Below are 15,381 nucleotides of genomic sequence, written 5' to 3' on the forward strand. Positions count from 1 at the left end.
ATCCCCTACGCCGAGTAGGTCCCTGTCAGGCGCGCCTGCTCGATGACCGCATCGGCGCTGTGGTGAAGGAAGCCCGAGCGCGTGGGCTCGCCGTCGACCGGAGCACCTAACGCGTAGACCCAGAAGTAGTAGCGGTGGTCGCCGTGACCCGCGGGCGGGAAGGGGCCCACGTAGCCCACTCCCCCATCGTCGTTCGGGCCAGAGCGTGCCGCCGTCACATCGATCTCGCCCTCGACGGCGGGGATGCCGTAGAGCGTCCAGTGGGTGAAGCCCGCGGGCAGCGGCGCATCGGGATCGTGGCAAATGAGCACCAGTTCCACGGTGCCCTCGGGGATCCCCGTAACGACCATGCGGGGAGTCTCAGCGTCGTCTTGGCCAGCGAAGCGGTCGTCGATCCGCTCTCCGTCGGTGATGTCGGGGCTGGTCAGGGACAGGTCCTTCAGGCTGCATCGTCACTCCTTCGGTTGCCTTGAGTGGGCAACGTCTGGGGTGCGGCGAGGATTCCACCGTGGGTGTCCACCAGGACGCGCGGAAGGGCGGGAGGGCACCATCAGCGCCCACTGGGGGCATCGCCGCCGGCGCCGCGGCGACTGCCACTTACATCGGGTGCGTGAGCCTGCGGACAAACTGCCGCGTGCGCTCCTCGCGCGGCTCACCGAGTACCTGGTGGCGGACCGATCTCCAGCACGCTGCCCGCGTCCAGGAAGGCCACCTGCGTGGCAACCTCGCGTGCGAATTGGAGTTCGTGCGTGACCACGACCATGGTCCATCCCTCCGCGGCAAGGTCGCGCATGAGCAGCAACACATCGCCGACGAGTTCCGGATCGAGGGCGGACGTGGGCTCGTCGAACAGCAGCAGGCTCGGGCTTCAGCGCGAGCGCCCGGACGATGCCCACGCGCTGCTGCTGGCCACCCGACAGGCGATGCGGGTAGGCATCGGCCTTGTCGGAAAGGCCCACGCGCTTCAGCAGCGCATACGCCTCACGCTCGGCCTCCTCGCGTGGCCGCTTCTGAACCACGATGGGGCCCTCGGTCACGTTCTGCAGGACGGTCCGATGCGGGAACAGGTGATAGTGCTGGAACACCATCGCCGACTTGTCGCGCAGCGCAGCGCGCTGGCGGTCCGCCAGCGCGGGCTTGGCCGCGGCGAGCGCACCGAAGTCCACGGCGACGCCGCCTGCGGTGACGACCCCGGCATCGGGCGTCTCGAGGCCGTTGAGGCTGCGCAGCAGCGTCGTCTTCCCGGAGCCGGACGCGCCGATGATCGCGACCACCTCGCCGCGCGCGACCTCAAGGTCGACGGCGCGCAGCACTTGGTGGTCGCCGAACGCCTTGGAGACGGCGGAGACGGACAACAAGGGTTCCGCGGGGGTGTTAGCGGGCGACGGCGACATGGCGGTCGAGCCTCCTTTCCATGGCGCTCTGGCCCGTCGACAGCGCGAGGCAGATGACCCAGTACAGCAGGCCCGCCTCGACATACAGCAACATGAACTCCTGGGTGAAGGCCGCGATCTCCTGCGACTTGCGGAACATCTCGCTCACCAGGATCAGCGAGGTCAGAGAGGTGTCCTTCACCAAGGAGATGAAGGTGTTCGACAGCGGCGGCGTTGCCACGCGCGCGGCCTGCGGCAGGATGACCCTGCGCAGGGCCGTGCGGCGCGGCATGCCCACCATGTAGGCGGCCTCCCACTGGCCCTTGTCCACCGACAGGATCGCCGCGCGCACCACCTCGGCCGCGTAGCCACCCACGTTGAGCGACAACGCGATAATGGCCGATGGCCACGGGTCGATGGTGAGGCCCAGCGACGGCAGCCCGTAGAACACCACGAACAGGTGCACCAACAGCGGGGTGCCGCGGATCACGGAGATATACAGACGCGCCACCCCGGCGATGAGGCGGTTGCGGGACAGCCGGGCCAGGGCCGCCGCCACGGCCAGCACCATGCCGAGCGCGAACGAGACGAGCGCGAGCGGAATGGTGCCTGCGATGGCGGCGGCCGCGAGCGGCCCCACGGAGTCCCAGAACAAGGGCCAGTCGATGGTCATCAGGCGGCGGGCTCCACCGAGACGTCGGCTCCGAAGAACTCGTTCGAGATCTCGGCGAGCGTGCCGTCCTCGGCGAGCGTGGCGAGCGCGTCCGAGATCGCGTCGGCGAGGGCCTGGTCGCCGCCCGCGAGCGCCACGGCGCTTCGCGAGTAGTCGTCGGTCTCCGCCGCGACCTTCAGGCCGTTCTCACCGTTGGTGGTCACGTAGTCGAGCCAGGTCAGGCTTGTCGTTGATCGTGGCCTCGACTCGGCCCTGCTGAAGCAGGCTCCACCGACTGGGCCCAGCCCTCGACGGCCTCGATCTTGGCGCCAGCGTCCTTGGCCTGCTGGCCGAACGCCGAGGTCAGCGACTGCGCGAGGGTGCGGCCCTCGAGGTCGTCGAACGACGTGATCTCGGTGTTGTCCTCAGTGGTGACGAGCACGCCGTTCGAGAAGGTGTACGGCGTCGAGAACGTGTACGTGCCTTCGCGCTCGGGGGTGATGCCCACCTGGTTGAACACCGCGTCGAAGCGGCCGGCCTCGAGGCCCGTGAGGAGCGCGTCCCACTGGGTCTCCTGGAACTCGACCTCGACGCCCAGTTCGTCGGCGACGGCGCGCGCCACCTCGACGTCGTAGCCCGTGAGGTCTCCCGCGCCGTCGGCGTGGAACGTGAACGGACGGTAGGTGCCTTCAGTGCCCACCACGAGGACGCCTGCGTCCTGCACGTCGGTCAGCGACGTGTCGGTACCAGCGGCGGCCGAGGCGTCGCCGCTGGGCTCGGCGTCCGCGTCGGCAGAGCAGGCGGCAAGCAGCAGCGTCGAAGCGACGAGCGTGACGGGCAGGGCGTGACGGAGGTTCATCGGTTTTCCTTCGGTAAGGGGGTAAATCGGCGGTCCGATGCGGGTGGCATGGCACGCCGGACGCACGCCGACGGCGTGCGGATGACGGGGTGTCAGGAGTGGCGAGACGCCGGTGTCGTCAGGCGACGACGGATGGCCGATGCGGCGGGAAACGCCGGGCGGCCGGGCTCAGGCGACGGGGGCTCGGTGGTCGAGTTCCGGTCAGCAGGAGCGCATCATGACGCCGCGACAACACGACATGCTCATCGCGCGGCGCGCGGGCATGGACATCGTGTCGTGAAGGGGGCGTTCATATGGCGATTCAACCACGCTTCGGGGCCCGAAAATTCCACCGAGACCATCACCCCTGGCAGAAGGGCCCTATGACGCGAGCAGCGCTTCCGAGCGGTCCCACAGTTGGGCGGCGACAGTCGCGTCGCCCACCAGCGGATTGACACGCTTCGCCAGCGCCCGGTTGACGTAGTAGCCGCCGGGCTCGAAGCCCGCGCGGGGCGTCGCGGTGGCGAGCCACACGAGCGATCGGCGCCCTGCTGCGGGGTCTTGGTCAGCACCTTCGATAGCGGCGTGTGGTACATCAGCCGCATGGCACCGCGCGAGTCCGCCGCGAAGTTGGTGCCGACGACTCCGGGGTGGAATGCGACGGGCGCGAGGTCCTCGCCGTGGCGCCGCGGGAGTTCCTCGGTGAACAGAATGTTGGCGAGTTTGGCGTTGCCGTACGCCTTCATCGCCGAGTAGTCGCGCTCGCCCTGGAGGTCGTCGATGTCGAAACGCGCATAGAGCCGTGCGGCAACGCTGGACGTCTGGATGACGGTCGCGCGCGCCGCCACCAGCGCGGGCATCAGGCTCCCGTGTCAGGAGAAACGGGGCCAGGTGGTTGACCTGGAACGTCTTCTCGAAGCCGTCACCGGTGAGCGACCGCTCCCCCATCACGCCGCCCGCGTTGTTGGCCAGCACGTCGATGCGTTCGTGCCGCGCCAGCAGGGCGGACGCGAGCGCCGAGACCTGTGCGAGGTCGGAAAAGTCGGCCACGTGGGACTCGACGCCGAGGCGCTGCGCCACGGCGGCGGTCTTCGCCGCGTCACGCCCCACGATGATGACGCGATGCTTGCGGCGCGACAGTTCGTGCGCGGCCGCGGCGCCGATGCCGTCGCTGGCTCCCGTGATGACGATGGTCTTCATGGTGGGGTCAACGAACGAGCCGTCAGGCGTGCTTCTTCTTGGCGTAGATCGACTCGACCACGTCCGCGAAGTGCTCCATGACCACGGCGCGGCGGATCTTCAGCGACGCCGTCACCTCTTCGCGGGCCTCGGTGAACTCGCGCGGGAGGATGCGGAACTCCTTGATCGCCTCCGCGCGCGACACCTGCTCGTTGGCGGCGGCGATGGCGCGGCCAATGAGCCTCGCGCACCTTCTCGTTGACGGACGCCGTCTCCAGGTCCATCTCGGGCAGATCATGCGCCGCGAGCCACGCCGGCAGCAGGACGGGGTCAAGCGTCACCATCGCGGACACGAAGTGGCGGCCATCGCCCACCACCACGGAGTCCTGGATCGCGGGGTGCGAGCGCAGGAAGTCCTCGAGGACGGCGGGCTGGATGTTCTTGCCCGACGACAACACCAGCAGTTCCTTCTTGCGACCGGTGATGATCACGTTGCCGTCGACCACCTCGCCAAGGTCACCCGTGGCGAACCAGCCGTCGTGCATGACCTGTGCCGTCGCATCGGCCGCATTCCAATACCCCGCGAAGAGCCCGACACCCTTGGCGAGAATCTCGCCGTCGGCGTCCACCTTGATGGCGCAGCCTGCGATGGGGCGACCCACCGTGCCCATGACCTGGTTCTTCTCGGGCGTGCCGATCACGGCGGCGGTGGTCTCGGTGAGCCCATAGCCCTGCATGACGGTCAGTCCGAGGCCACGGAAGTAGTGGCCGATGTTGGGGGTGAGCTTCGCTCCACCCGCCAGGACGTATTCGAGGTGACCTCCGAGGAGAGCGCGAATCTTGCCCAGCACCAGCCGGTCGGCGATCGCGTAGCGTGCCTTGAGCCCCGTGGCGGGGCCGCCTGCCTCCTGGGCACGCGACATCTCGCGGGCCACCTTGGCGGACCAGCGGAACAGCACCTTCTTGATGCCGTGCATCGACGTGTCGGCACGGTTGTAGATGGTCTCGAACACGCGCGGCACCAGGGGCATCCAGGTGGGCTTGAACTGTGCGAGGTCGTCGACGAGCGTCTTGTGGTTGGCCGTGTAGCCGATGACCGAGCCGCTGTAGAGGGCGAGGACCATGGCGAGCCGCGCGAACACGTGCGCGAGCGGCAGGAACAGCAGGACGCGGGTCTGACCGGCCACGAAGCCGCCGAAGTCGGGGTCCAGGCGGATGTTGGCGGAGTGCTCCACCAGGTTGCGGTGGGTCAGCATGGCGCCCTTGGGCCTGCCGGTGGTGCCCGAGGTGTAGATGATGGACGCGAGGTCGTCGAGGCGCACGTCCTCGGTGCGCGCATCGAGGTCGGCGTCGGAAACCTCGGCGCCGATGGCGACCAGGCTGGTCAAGCCCCTCGTCCGTGAGGGAGAAGAGCACCGGGGCCTCTTCGAGGTCCGCGAGGAGATCGCGGTTGAGCTCCGTCTCGACCCCGACCACCTTGACGGTCGCATCGTCGAGGATCCATTCGCACTGCGAGGACGAGGCTCGACGGATAGATGGGGACGGTCACGCCGCCTGCGGTGAGGATCGCGAAGTCCAGCACTGACCACTCGATGCTGGTGTCGCCCATGACGCCCACGCGATCGCCAGGGGCAACGCCGGATGCCACGAGGCCCTTGGCCACGGCTCGCACGCGGGAGTGGAAGTCGCCGAGCGTCACAGTGCGCCAGGCGCCGTCCGCGTCCTTCACCTCGGCGAACGCTCCGGTGGGCCGGGTGGTCGCGCGGGCCGCCAGCATGGCGGCGAGGTGGAAGCGGTCGTCGACGGTCGCAAGACCGGGGGCGATCATCTCGTTCTCAGGCATGCTTCAGCCTAACCTACGCAGGCGTAAGTTACGGCGACGTAGGTCCTACCTGAGGATGATTCTGCGGCAATACTGAGACCCGCCGGGATGGTGGACGTGAGGGACGGTCCACCACCCCGGCGGCCTTGATGCGTCAGCCCCGCCGCGCCCGCGCGACGACCAGCACAGCCCCCGCCGTCAGGAGCGCCGCGGCGCCGATGACGGTGAGCCAGAACTCGGGTCCGGTGGACGACAGGCCACCATCGCCACCTGCGTCACCTCCCGAGGATTCTGTGCCCTCGTCACCTGAGGGGTCCGGCATGGGAGTGGTGGCGCCAGGGGTTGGCGTGACCGACGGCGTGGGCGAGGGATCCGGCGACGCCGGCGTCGACGGCTCGGGCTCGGGGGTGGGGACCGTCGTCACGTCCGGGTCGGGCACCGTGGTGCGCACGAACCCGAAGTCGAGCGTCAGGTCGCTCTCACCGGCGACGGTGAGCCCCTCGGAGGATGCGGTCCAGGAGGACGAGTCGCCCTCTCGATCACCCTGCTGCGCAAGGGTGATCGAGAACAGCCGCAGCACGCGCTCCGAGGCCGTACGGTCGATGCTCACGGTGTACGACTGACCCGGGTCGAGCACCGGCAGCGCCGTGAACAAGTAGCGACCGTTGGCATCGGTGGTCTGGGGCGTCACCAGACGTCCATCGACATCGGTCACAGGCTGACCGTCGGGCCCCGTGAGGACCAAGACGACCCCGGGGATGCCGGGTTCGCCCGCGTCCTGCCTGCCGTCCTTGTTCTCGTCGAGCCACACGAAGTCACCCACGCTTACCTCGCCGGGGCGCAGCACGACTCCTGCGTCCCAGGTGGGGTCGATGCCGAGCAGCGCCTGGACATCGCCGTGCGTGTACGAGGCGGCCGAGACGAGCGCCGGGCTCGTCGAGGTCAGCGAGATGACACCCGTCTCTCCGGTCGCCCGTGCGGCGTCGGAGTCCACGCGGTCGTTTGCTCCCACGTCCGCCTGGGTCAGCGTGTAGATCGCCGCCTGGGCCGGGGTGAGGGTGAACTTCACGCGGTACTCCCCTGCCTCGAGCAGGTCGAAGAGGTAGCGGCCCTCGCTGTTCGTGGTCGTGGTCTTCAGCACCTTGCCGGTGGCCGCGTCCAGCAGGCTCGACGGTGACGCCCGCGAGGGGGTCCTCATCGTCATCCTGAATGCCATCGGCGTTCGCATCGATCCACACATAGTCACCGATGGCGAGCAACGGCAGCGGATCGTTGAACAACGTCACGGCACGCGACGCGCCCGCGGCATCCAGCACCACCTGCACGGGCGAAGCGGCAAGCGCGTAGCCAGCGGGAGCGGTGGTCTCGGTGACCGTGTAGGTACCGGCCGGAGGGTCGAGCGGAGTCGCGGGATCGGCCGGAATGACGATGGCCGCATCCGAGCCGTCCGCACCGGCGACAACGAGCCTTGCCGTCGACCACATACGCCTCATCGGTGATGACCGCACCACCGGGTCCCGTGACCGTGAAGCGCGCGTCACGGTCGGTGATGACCGCATCGGGCCGCTGCGAGTCCTTCTTGAGGACCATGATCGGGTAACCGTCCGACGGAGTCACCGTGGCCGAGGCGTTGCCGATGGTGTTGGTGATACCCACGTCCTCCGAGTAGTCATCGATGGTGACCATGAAGTTCGCCGCCACGGTTGCTCCCGCGGGGAGCGTGGTGCCGGCACGCTGTTCGATGCGCACGGTGCGGTCGGCCGCGACCCACGTCGCGTCGATGTTGCCTCCCATCGACACGGAGGTGCCCGCCAGCGTGGTGCCGGAGTCGACGCCACCATCGGCCACGAAGCCGACGAACGACATGCCTGCAGGCAGCAGGTCCTCGAGCGGGATGATGCTCACCCCGGAATAGTCGCCGTGAGGGATCAGTGGATGCGGTAGATCGCGGTGTTCGATGCGATGTCGCCGTCGCCATCCAGCGGGATGCGCAGGTTCTGCGTCCATTCGCCGTCACCCGCGTACACGAGCCTGGAGACCTCGAGTTCGTCACCGAACGTGGTGGCCTCGCCGGAGACGTCGGAGTACCAGATGTACTCCTCGATGCCGTCGCCCTCGACGCTCGCGGCGTTCGAGATGGTGAGCGTCTGCTTGCCGATCATCGGGTAGGTCGGCAGCGTCACGTTGACCTGCAGGCGCTTCGTCAGGGGCGGCGTCTGCTGCGCCCACGCGGGCAGAGACGCCCCGAAGGTCGACGAGGTAGTCAGCACCAGGTCGCCGTCCACGACCGCGAGCGCGAAGTCGTCGCCCGTGAGGCCCGCCGCGTTCGCGTAAGAGCCGGTGAGCGATGCCTGGATCGCGTCGAGGTCGCTGAGGTCGAAGATCGCCTGGTCGATGTCGTCCACGATGCGTACCTGGGACAGGTCCTCCACCGCGCCCTCGGCGAGGGTGAAGGTGTAGTTCACCTGAGCGCTCTGCCCAGGACGCACCACGATGTCACCGCCGGTGGTCTTCGAGAACTGGCTGGGGTCGTCGATGACGCTGCCGGGCGCCTGCGGGACGCGCAGGGTCGTGGTGGCCTGGCGCGTGTACGCCGAGCCGTCCCTGTAGTCGAACGACGCCGTGTTGCGTGCCGTGTACACGGCGGCGACCTGCGGAAGGTTCGACGGGTTGAGGGCGACGGGAAGCCCGTCGACCGCGACGATGCTCGCGTGCGCGGTGATGACCGCGTTGGTGGTGACGTCGGCACCCATATTGACCTTGAGGGTGGCGCCGGCGTCGAGGAGCACGTACTGGCCGATGCAGGCGTCATCTGAGAAGTCGGCCGCCGCCAGGCAGGTGGCGTCGGCCGCCGCCAGGGTGATGCCGGTCGCCGTGATGAACGGCGCATCCGCCCACACGATCTGCGACGGAAGGGTGTCGGTGATGACGACGTTCTGCGCCAGGCTCGTGGCGGGTGCCGTCAAACGCGGCGAACTGCGTCAGGTCGGCGCGCAGGGTGTAGGTGACGTCGACGGGCGCGAGCATGTCGCCGTCCCCGTCGAGTCCGATGACCACCGGGCCCGTGGGGTTGACGGACTTCCTGAACGCGTCGGCGAGCGACGGGGTGGGCTCGGCCGGGACGGAGCCGCCGACGCTCACGGAAGCGGTCCGCGTGAGCCCATCAATGGTGACGCTGTTGCCCATCGGCAGGGAGAAGCCTTCCTCCGGACACGGTCGAGACACCATCGGCGAGGACCTGAAGTGCATCCTCGAGGTCGGCAATCTTGTCGGCGCGCACGGAGGCGTTGTACTTCACCGTCAGGATCGAGTGTTCGGGAAGGTCGATGTCCGCAAGCGTCACGGTCTGGCCCGCCACGGTGGCGGAGGGAAGGGTGAACGGGGTGACGGTGCGGTTGAAACCGTCCGCGTCCCAGGTGGTCAGCGTGGCCGTGAACGAGTCGGTGTCCACCGCAAGGTACTCCGCAACCGTGTCCGTCAGCGAGATGCCGGTACGAGCATCGGCCGACTGGAAGGTCACCGTGTACGGAATCGCCTGATCCGCGATCGCGGCGGCGACGCTGACGTCTCCGCTGCTGGTGCGCGTGACGTACTGACCAAGGTTGACCGACTCGCGGGTCTTCGACGCCTCATGCCCCAACTCGGGACGCAGTTGGTCCGAGGGGTCACGCACGATCACGCGGATCGAGGTGGGCTCACCGTCGACCGACCACGTGAACTCGCGAATGCCCGTGCCTTGTGTGGGCGCGTCGAAGGTGAAGTCGAACCTCAGCACACCCTGGTCGATGGAGAGGTCGAGGGGGTCTTTGAAGGTGACCACCACGTTGCCGTCGCCATCGAGGGCAAGCGATTCGACCACCGTGTTGCCCGCGGGCACCTGGAGCGCCCCGGCGGGGACGTCGATGCCGTCGGGGACAGTGATGGTGAACTGCTGGCCGGCGAGCGCCTCGGAGACCGAGTACTGGAGCCGCGCGGCGTAGGTGGATCCTGGCTCTACCACGGTGGTGCCGTCGTACACATGACCGTTGACGTCAATGGTGAGGCGCAGTCCGCTCCCCGCCGCTTGGGCGGGGACGGGCACCACGAGCGTGGCGAGCAGCAGGGCCGTCACAAGTGCGGCGGCCGCGCTCGCCCACCTGCGTGGCAGGTGTCGAATGGTGGCGGTGGGCATGGTGGTGGGCTCCCCTCGGCGGCTTCTCGGTCCCTCATCAGCCGGTTCCCGGGCACGCCAAGGAGCACCCAGTGCGGGTGCTGTGGTCCTCCCTCAGCGGCCGAGTCGGCCGTACTCCGCGCAGCGTGACCGCAACCGCGCAGGCCCCGTCAGTCGACCAAGCACCTCCGGGGTGACGGAGCGTTTCGCCTCACAATCACCCCTGTGATTCACCCCACAGTCAGGCGTGTCACGGGCGTCGCAGAAGGCGGGGTAGCGTCAACTTCACCGCACACGCCCACAGGCTGTGAGGTGGAGAGTTTCAGTCCGTCGCATGTCCGAATGAGGGTGAGCATGAGCACGGCAGGCCAGAAAGTTGCGCGCCGCAGCAGTGCATGGCGCGAAGTCCTGCGACGAGGGACGAGGACGCGTTTTCCCGACCTCGCACCCCTGACGGTCGTTGCGTCGCTACCAGGCTGGGGGCTTCGACATGGCTGCGTCAGGCAGCGCAGTTCCTCGACCGCAGCGAAGGGGTGACGGTGCGGCGTCTGAGCACCCGCGCCGCTGCCGTTGAGGCACTCACCGAGGTACCCGATCTCGGCACACCGCGCACCGAAGCGCTGATCATCGACGGACTCATCGTGGGGGCTCACGACGAGCCTGTGGGAACTCATCAAGGACCGCCTTGCGGCACCCTCCCCGCCGAAGGTGTTCATCCGCAGCCTCGACATTCCCGAAGGACGCGACGTCGAGTCGACCACCGTCCTCACCGAGGCGGACCTGGCGCTGCCGCTCGCCAAGATCGAAGGGCTCGCCCGTGTCAACGGCGCGCAGGTGCCGCCGGGCCTCCCTGAGGTGCTGGCCTCGCGCTACCGCGGCAACGCCAGCATCGTTCGTCACCGGCTCGAGCGTTCCTCCGCGCGTGGCCCGGAGAGCCTGGCCCCACGCGGACGCGACGCTTGAGGTCCAGGCTCGCTGCGGATCTCGGAGGGCGCCTGATCGCCGCAGGAGCCGACGCTCGGGAGCGCAGCACCACACTCACCGTGTTGTGGCGGGCCCTCGGAATGCGGCGGGTCGACGCGACTCTCGTCGCGGGCGACGGCATCTCCGATGACACCGCGCGCAAGGCATTCCATCGGCTGACATTGCAGCCCTTTGGCGAGGTCGACATCGATCCCGCCACGGGCGAGGCGACGTATGAATGGCACGAGGCGATCTGGGACCTCATCGACCGCAGAATCCCCGCCGACGTACGGACGGCCATGCGCGACCACGCCGTGGTGGCCGCGCACAGGGAGGGCAACGCCGCCGCAGAGCCTGGTGACACTGCTCGTGCAGGGCAAGTTGGCGGAGGCCGATGCGGTCGCGTTCGAGCACTTCAGGCTCCTGGCCGAACACGCGCCCGAGGTCCTGGGCCAGGTACTCGCGACGTTCTCGCTTGACTCGCTCAGGCCCTATCCCAGCCTGCTGCTGTGCGTGGGACACCTGCAATTGATCCAGCCCACCCGCTCCCCCGGCGCGTACCACCAGTTCCTCGACGCGGCGCTCGAGGGATTCGCACGCGTTCTTCCCCTCACGCCATTTGACGTGCTTCGCGTCACGCTGAGACAGGCCTACGCCCACGTGTCCCGCGGCGATCGCGACGCGACGGCGCGTTCGCTTCGCCTCGTCGATCAGGCTCCTGGGGTCGGAGGGCGACGCCGGCGTGATCGCGGATGCCGCCGTGGAGCCCGAGATCGCCTCACGATTGGCAGGAGAGCCTGTACCTGGCGATGTGGAGCGCGGGCCAGGTTGACGACCTTGAGCCTGTGTGTGCGGCTCGCGGACCTCACCCTGGAGTTCCGCAACCCCCACTCGCGCACCGCGAGTACCGATCTCCACAACGCCATCAGTGCGCGAGAGTTTGCCGGGCTCGAGACCTCGGTCACAGGACGAACCATGGGTGCGGCCCTCGCCGATCCGCTGGTGGCCATGAACAGCGACGACGAGGAAGGTGCCCTGAATCTCGTCGACTACATGGCGGATATCTCGGGCTATCCCCCGTCATGCTCGGCCCCCGACAGCCTGGTCCTCGGAGTGCGCGCACTCCTCGCCCCGGAGCGGCTCGACCCGGCGCAACGTGCGGAAGCCCTGGAGGCGAGTCGCGCATTCTGGTCCGACGGCGAGCCCAGCACACTCGTGGTGGCCTCCACGACCGTTGCGATGCTCGCGGCGGGAGACGCCGCCGGGGCACTCCGGGTTGCTCGCTCGACGCGGCGGAAGGACGTGTTCACGGCCACATCGGAGGCGATAGCGCTTCTCGCAGTCGACAGGGCCTCCGATGCCGCCGAGATCGCGCTCGAGGCCGAACGCCTCGCGCGTACCCCTCGCGGAAAGGCCATCGCTGGGACCCTCGCCTCGCTGGCCCAGGTCCGCCTCGGCAATGTGGCGGCGGCATGCCACCACCTCGAGTCCCTGGCGGCCACCGTGGGAGCGAACCTGACCCGTTTCGCACTGCGGTTCGCCACCGAAGGGGATTTTGGCGACCTCGAACGGGAGGCGCCGATCAGCGCCCCTGCTCTGGTGCCGATCCTTGCCGCCGCCGCGACCGATTCGCGGCCCTTCCGCCGCACGGAGGTCTTCAGCGTCACGGCCGTCGAACGCACCATGCTGGGGCTGATGCGCGAGGGACACACGTACCCCGAAATTGCTCAGCGTCGCTTTGTGTCCATCAACACGGTGCGCACGCAGACCAAGGCGCTCCTGCGCAAGCCTGGGCGCCGAGGACCGGCACGAGGCTGTGGCCATCGCAGAACGCGCCGGCCTCTTCGCGGGCGACGCCTAAGCGTCACCCGCGAAGCGACTCACGCGTTCCGGCGCTTCACTCCTGCGACGCCGAGGACCACCAGCGCGCTAGCGAGGAGCACGAGCACGCCGGTACCGACCGGTCCTGTGCCGGACAACCCAGCGCCACCCTCCGTCGCCGCGCTGCCAGTGCCGGCGTCGCCATCGCCCTCGCCGCCGCTGTCGCCACCGGCCGCTTCGGCGCCCGTGCCCTCGTCGCCTCCCGGCGCCAAGGTGGGTTGTGGGGTCGCGGTCGGGTCGGGTGTCGGGGTGGGGGTCACGGTGCCGGGGTCGACGGGGCTGGGCGACACCGTGGGCTGCGGCGTGCTCGAGTCATCCGCGAGGACACGGAAGGCCGTCGAGACGCTCGCGCCCGAGCCTGGCCTTCACCACGACAGTGTGCTGGCCCGCGGGAGTGTTCGCGGGAATCGTGACCCGCAGGCTCAGAGCACCAGTGGTGTCTGCGGTCGCCGAACCCAGCAGCACGGGCGTGGAGTGCAGCCACACCTCGACCTTGTCGTAGGGAGCGAATCCGGTGGCAGACACCACGAACGACTTGCCCTGCTCGGCCTGGCTCACCCCGAGCGAGACGGCACCCGCAGGCGCCGCCACCGAAATCGTGACGGTCGACGTCGCATCGGCCCCCACGCCGTTGCCCGCGGAGAGGTCAACGGAGAAGGTGCCAGCCGTGGGAGGGGTACCGACCAGGCGACCGCGTCCGGCGTCATACGTGAGCCAGGAGGGAGCATTGACCACAGTCATCGTCGGCACGGGGTAGCCCGTGGCCGAGACGTCGATCGCGACGGGCTGCCCCGCGACCACCGAGGCCGTTGAGGCGACGGTCACCTGCGGCGCCTCACGGCGCTCCACGGTCCACTCCAATGAGCCACGCACCGCGTGGGTGCCCGTGCCGATGACGAACTTGAGGGTGCCCGAGTCCGCGTTCACGCCCGCAGGCAACGTGGGTGTGCCGGTCAGGACGAAGTCGTCCCCGACGTGGGCGAGCGTCATCCAGGGCGCGACGTCGGTCACCTGCACGTTCGCGCGATAAGCGCGCATCAGCGGCATCGACACCGCCGCACCCGCAGCCCAGGTCGCGGTCGTAGGCGCCAGCACCTCGGCGCGCGACGCCACCGCGATGGTGACGTGGTGAATGACCTGTTCCGTGGGCGTGATGGCGCGCACCACCACGGCGTAGTCGCCGGGAGTGGTCGGCGTTCCGCTCAAGGTGCCGGTCGGCCCCAAGGTGAGACCCGGCGGGAGGTCCTCTGCGGTCACCGTCGGGACAGGGTTGCCGGTGACGGTAAAGGAGACGGGCGTGATCGCCGTACCTTCGGTGAAGGACAGCGAACCAGGACCGTCGATGTCGGGCGCCTCGGTGATGTAGCCGGACACCGGCAATGGCGCCATTCCGTAGCCGTTCGAAAGCGTCACCGTCGCAACGAACGGCCCCGCCCCCTGCGTGGGCGTTCCGGTCAACCTCACGGTGTCGCCCACGACCACGGCACTGGTGCCCGCGGGCAGGCCGACGGAACCGACGACGGTCAGCCCCTTCGACGACGGCGTCGCCGTGCCGACCGCCACGTCGACCTCTCGGTCACGCACCAGCATCACCTCGGACCCCGGCACCGGTGAGATCTGCGGCGTCCCGACCCGAATCGTGGCCTGGGCCGTCAGCGAGTTCGCCACGGATGCGGCGACGTGGACGGACGCTGTGGTGGCTGTTGCCCCCGGGTCTCCACTCAGGGTGACGCGAACACCGCCGTCGATCGTCGTCTGGGACGCCGTTAGCCACGCGGGGACGCCCGTCACGTTGACGGTCGGCGTCGGGTAGCCGGTGACGTCGAAGGAGGTGGAGCGGTATCCATCGAACACGTACTCGGACGCCGCCCCGATCGCGGGCGCCTGATACGTTGGCTCACCGACGTTGGAGCCCACACCCTCGAAGGTGACACCGATGGCTTGGCTCGACGCCGTCGCTGCCATCAGCAAGGTGATCGATTTCACCTGCGACTTGTCGAAGCCGCCCTCAAACTGCAGGTAGGACACGTCGCCCACGTACGCGGGCACGTAGCGAATGGTGAGGAAGTCCTCGCCGCCGCCACCGTTGCGGGTGAGGCCACCCACCTGGGCGACCTTGCCGTTGACGTCCACGGCCCTGATCCCGAACGTGATCGCGCTCGGACCCGACGGCGTCACGTTCCGGTACTTCAAGGTCAGGCGGTCCGCACCACCCTGCTCGATGTTCACCGACGTGGGGGCCGTCCACTTCACGCCTGCGGAGGCGTAGCGGCATCCGCGGGAGTCTTCTCCGGGCACCGACACCTGCATGGTGCCACTCGCCACCGTGACGCTGGCATTGTCCGAGTACACGCACTCGTAGCCCGCGTCCTCCAGGCTCGGTCATCTCGCCCATGGAATTGCCGTTGAAGTCATCCACGCTGAAGGCCACGTCAGCGGCGGTGGCGGGCGCCACGGCCCCCACCACGATGCCTGCGCCACCCAGAATTGTTACGAGCGCAGCCGCCAGGGCGCGCCTCATCA

The 15,381-nt window shown here is 68.7% G+C and carries 14 protein-coding genes and 4 pseudogenes; 3 read left to right on the top strand and 15 right to left on the bottom strand.

The window, feature by feature from the left end; all coding sequences use genetic code 11:
• Nucleotides 1–5: 5 nt before the first annotated feature.
• From QQK48_RS03070 to QQK48_RS03085, 4 genes and pseudogenes are all read right to left on the bottom strand, one after another.
• On the bottom strand, nt 6–443 hold the full coding sequence (locus QQK48_RS03070) for a YbhB/YbcL family Raf kinase inhibitor-like protein (RefSeq protein ID WP_348523743.1): 438 nt from the start codon (nt 441–443) through the stop codon (nt 6–8).
• Between the two features lie 154 nt (nt 444–597).
• Nucleotides 598–1,394 (bottom strand): annotated as a pseudogene (locus tag QQK48_RS03075) (amino acid ABC transporter ATP-binding protein).
• Nucleotides 1,375–2,046 carry an amino acid ABC transporter permease gene (locus QQK48_RS03080; protein WP_284327441.1) on the bottom strand — a complete coding sequence of 224 codons (672 nt, stop codon included), beginning with the start codon at nt 2,044–2,046 and terminating at the stop codon, nt 1,375–1,377. The pseudogene QQK48_RS03075 and the gene QQK48_RS03080 overlap by 20 nt, the downstream one beginning before the upstream one ends.
• Nucleotides 2,046–2,884 (bottom strand): annotated as a pseudogene (locus QQK48_RS03085) (amino acid ABC transporter substrate-binding protein). Before QQK48_RS03085 ends, QQK48_RS03080 begins: the two are co-directional and overlap by 1 nt.
• A gap of 112 nt (nt 2,885–2,996) precedes the next feature.
• Between QQK48_RS03085 and QQK48_RS03090 the strand changes: the two are divergent.
• Nucleotides 2,997–3,164: a hypothetical protein gene (locus QQK48_RS03090; RefSeq protein WP_284327442.1), complete on the top strand. Its 168-nt coding sequence runs from the start codon at nt 2,997–2,999 to the stop codon at nt 3,162–3,164.
• Nucleotides 3,165–3,244: 80 nt separating this feature from the next.
• Here the strand turns inward: QQK48_RS03090 and QQK48_RS03095 are convergent.
• The 8 genes and pseudogenes from QQK48_RS03095 to QQK48_RS03130 all read right to left on the bottom strand — a co-directional run bounded on the left by QQK48_RS03095 (nt 3,245) and on the right by QQK48_RS03130 (nt 10,035).
• Nucleotides 3,245–4,063 (bottom strand): annotated as a pseudogene (locus QQK48_RS03095) (SDR family NAD(P)-dependent oxidoreductase).
• On the bottom strand, nt 4,060–5,430 hold the full coding sequence (locus QQK48_RS03100; RefSeq protein ID WP_284327443.1) for an AMP-dependent synthetase/ligase: 1,371 nt from the start codon (nt 5,428–5,430) through the stop codon (nt 4,060–4,062). The pseudogene QQK48_RS03095 and the gene QQK48_RS03100 overlap by 4 nt, the downstream one beginning before the upstream one ends.
• Nucleotides 5,427–5,885, bottom strand: a complete 459-nt coding sequence (locus QQK48_RS03105) for an AMP-binding protein (RefSeq protein WP_284327444.1) — start codon at nt 5,883–5,885, stop codon at nt 5,427–5,429. Before QQK48_RS03105 ends, QQK48_RS03100 begins: the two co-directional genes overlap by 4 nt.
• Nucleotides 5,886–6,018: 133 nt before the next feature.
• Nucleotides 6,019–7,068, bottom strand: a complete 1,050-nt coding sequence (locus tag QQK48_RS03110; RefSeq protein WP_284327445.1) for an SdrD B-like domain-containing protein — start codon at nt 7,066–7,068, stop codon at nt 6,019–6,021.
• Between the two features lies 1 nt (nt 7,069).
• A pseudogene (locus QQK48_RS21120) lies at nt 7,070–7,423 on the bottom strand (prealbumin-like fold domain-containing protein); the annotation flags it as partial.
• 369 nt (nt 7,424–7,792) lie between these two features.
• Nucleotides 7,793–8,764: a hypothetical protein gene (locus QQK48_RS03120; RefSeq protein ID WP_284327447.1), complete on the bottom strand. Its 972-nt coding sequence runs from the start codon at nt 8,762–8,764 to the stop codon at nt 7,793–7,795.
• A complete protein-coding gene (locus QQK48_RS03125) occupies nt 8,673–9,005 on the bottom strand; it encodes a hypothetical protein (RefSeq protein ID WP_284327448.1) in 333 nt (110 codons plus the stop codon). Before QQK48_RS03125 ends, QQK48_RS03120 begins: the two co-directional genes overlap by 92 nt.
• A 22-nt stretch (nt 9,006–9,027) precedes the next feature.
• On the bottom strand, nt 9,028–10,035 hold the full coding sequence (locus QQK48_RS03130; protein ID WP_284327449.1) for a hypothetical protein: 1,008 nt from the start codon (nt 10,033–10,035) through the stop codon (nt 9,028–9,030).
• Between the two features lie 687 nt (nt 10,036–10,722).
• On the opposite strand from QQK48_RS03130, the gene QQK48_RS03135 reads away from it, so the two are divergent.
• On the top strand, nt 10,723–10,977 hold the full coding sequence (locus QQK48_RS03135) for a hypothetical protein (protein ID WP_284327450.1): 255 nt from the start codon (nt 10,723–10,725) through the stop codon (nt 10,975–10,977).
• A complete protein-coding gene (locus QQK48_RS03140; RefSeq protein ID WP_284327451.1) occupies nt 10,974–11,456 on the top strand; it encodes a hypothetical protein in 483 nt (160 codons plus the stop codon). Before QQK48_RS03135 ends, QQK48_RS03140 begins: the two co-directional genes overlap by 4 nt.
• A gap of 601 nt (nt 11,457–12,057) precedes the next feature.
• Here QQK48_RS03140 and QQK48_RS03145 read toward each other — a convergent pair.
• The 3 genes from QQK48_RS03145 to QQK48_RS03155 form a co-directional block, all read right to left on the bottom strand.
• The gene (locus tag QQK48_RS03145) at nt 12,058–12,459 is read right to left on the bottom strand and encodes a hypothetical protein (protein ID WP_284327452.1); all 402 of its coding nucleotides are present in this window, start codon (nt 12,457–12,459) and stop codon (nt 12,058–12,060) included.
• 398 nt (nt 12,460–12,857) lie between these two features.
• Nucleotides 12,858–13,148 (bottom strand): hypothetical protein, encoded by a 291-nt coding sequence (locus QQK48_RS03150; protein ID WP_284327453.1) that lies wholly within the window; start codon nt 13,146–13,148, stop codon nt 12,858–12,860.
• A gap of 22 nt (nt 13,149–13,170) precedes the next feature.
• Nucleotides 13,171–15,210 carry a hypothetical protein gene (locus QQK48_RS03155; RefSeq protein WP_284327454.1) on the bottom strand — a complete coding sequence of 680 codons (2,040 nt, stop codon included), beginning with the start codon at nt 15,208–15,210 and terminating at the stop codon, nt 13,171–13,173.
• Between the last annotated feature and the right edge of the window lie 171 nt (nt 15,211–15,381).

The organism is Demequina litorisediminis (assembly GCF_030161615.1).
In the GTDB taxonomy this organism is placed as follows: Bacteria; Actinomycetota; Actinomycetes; order Actinomycetales; family Demequinaceae; genus Demequina; species Demequina litorisediminis.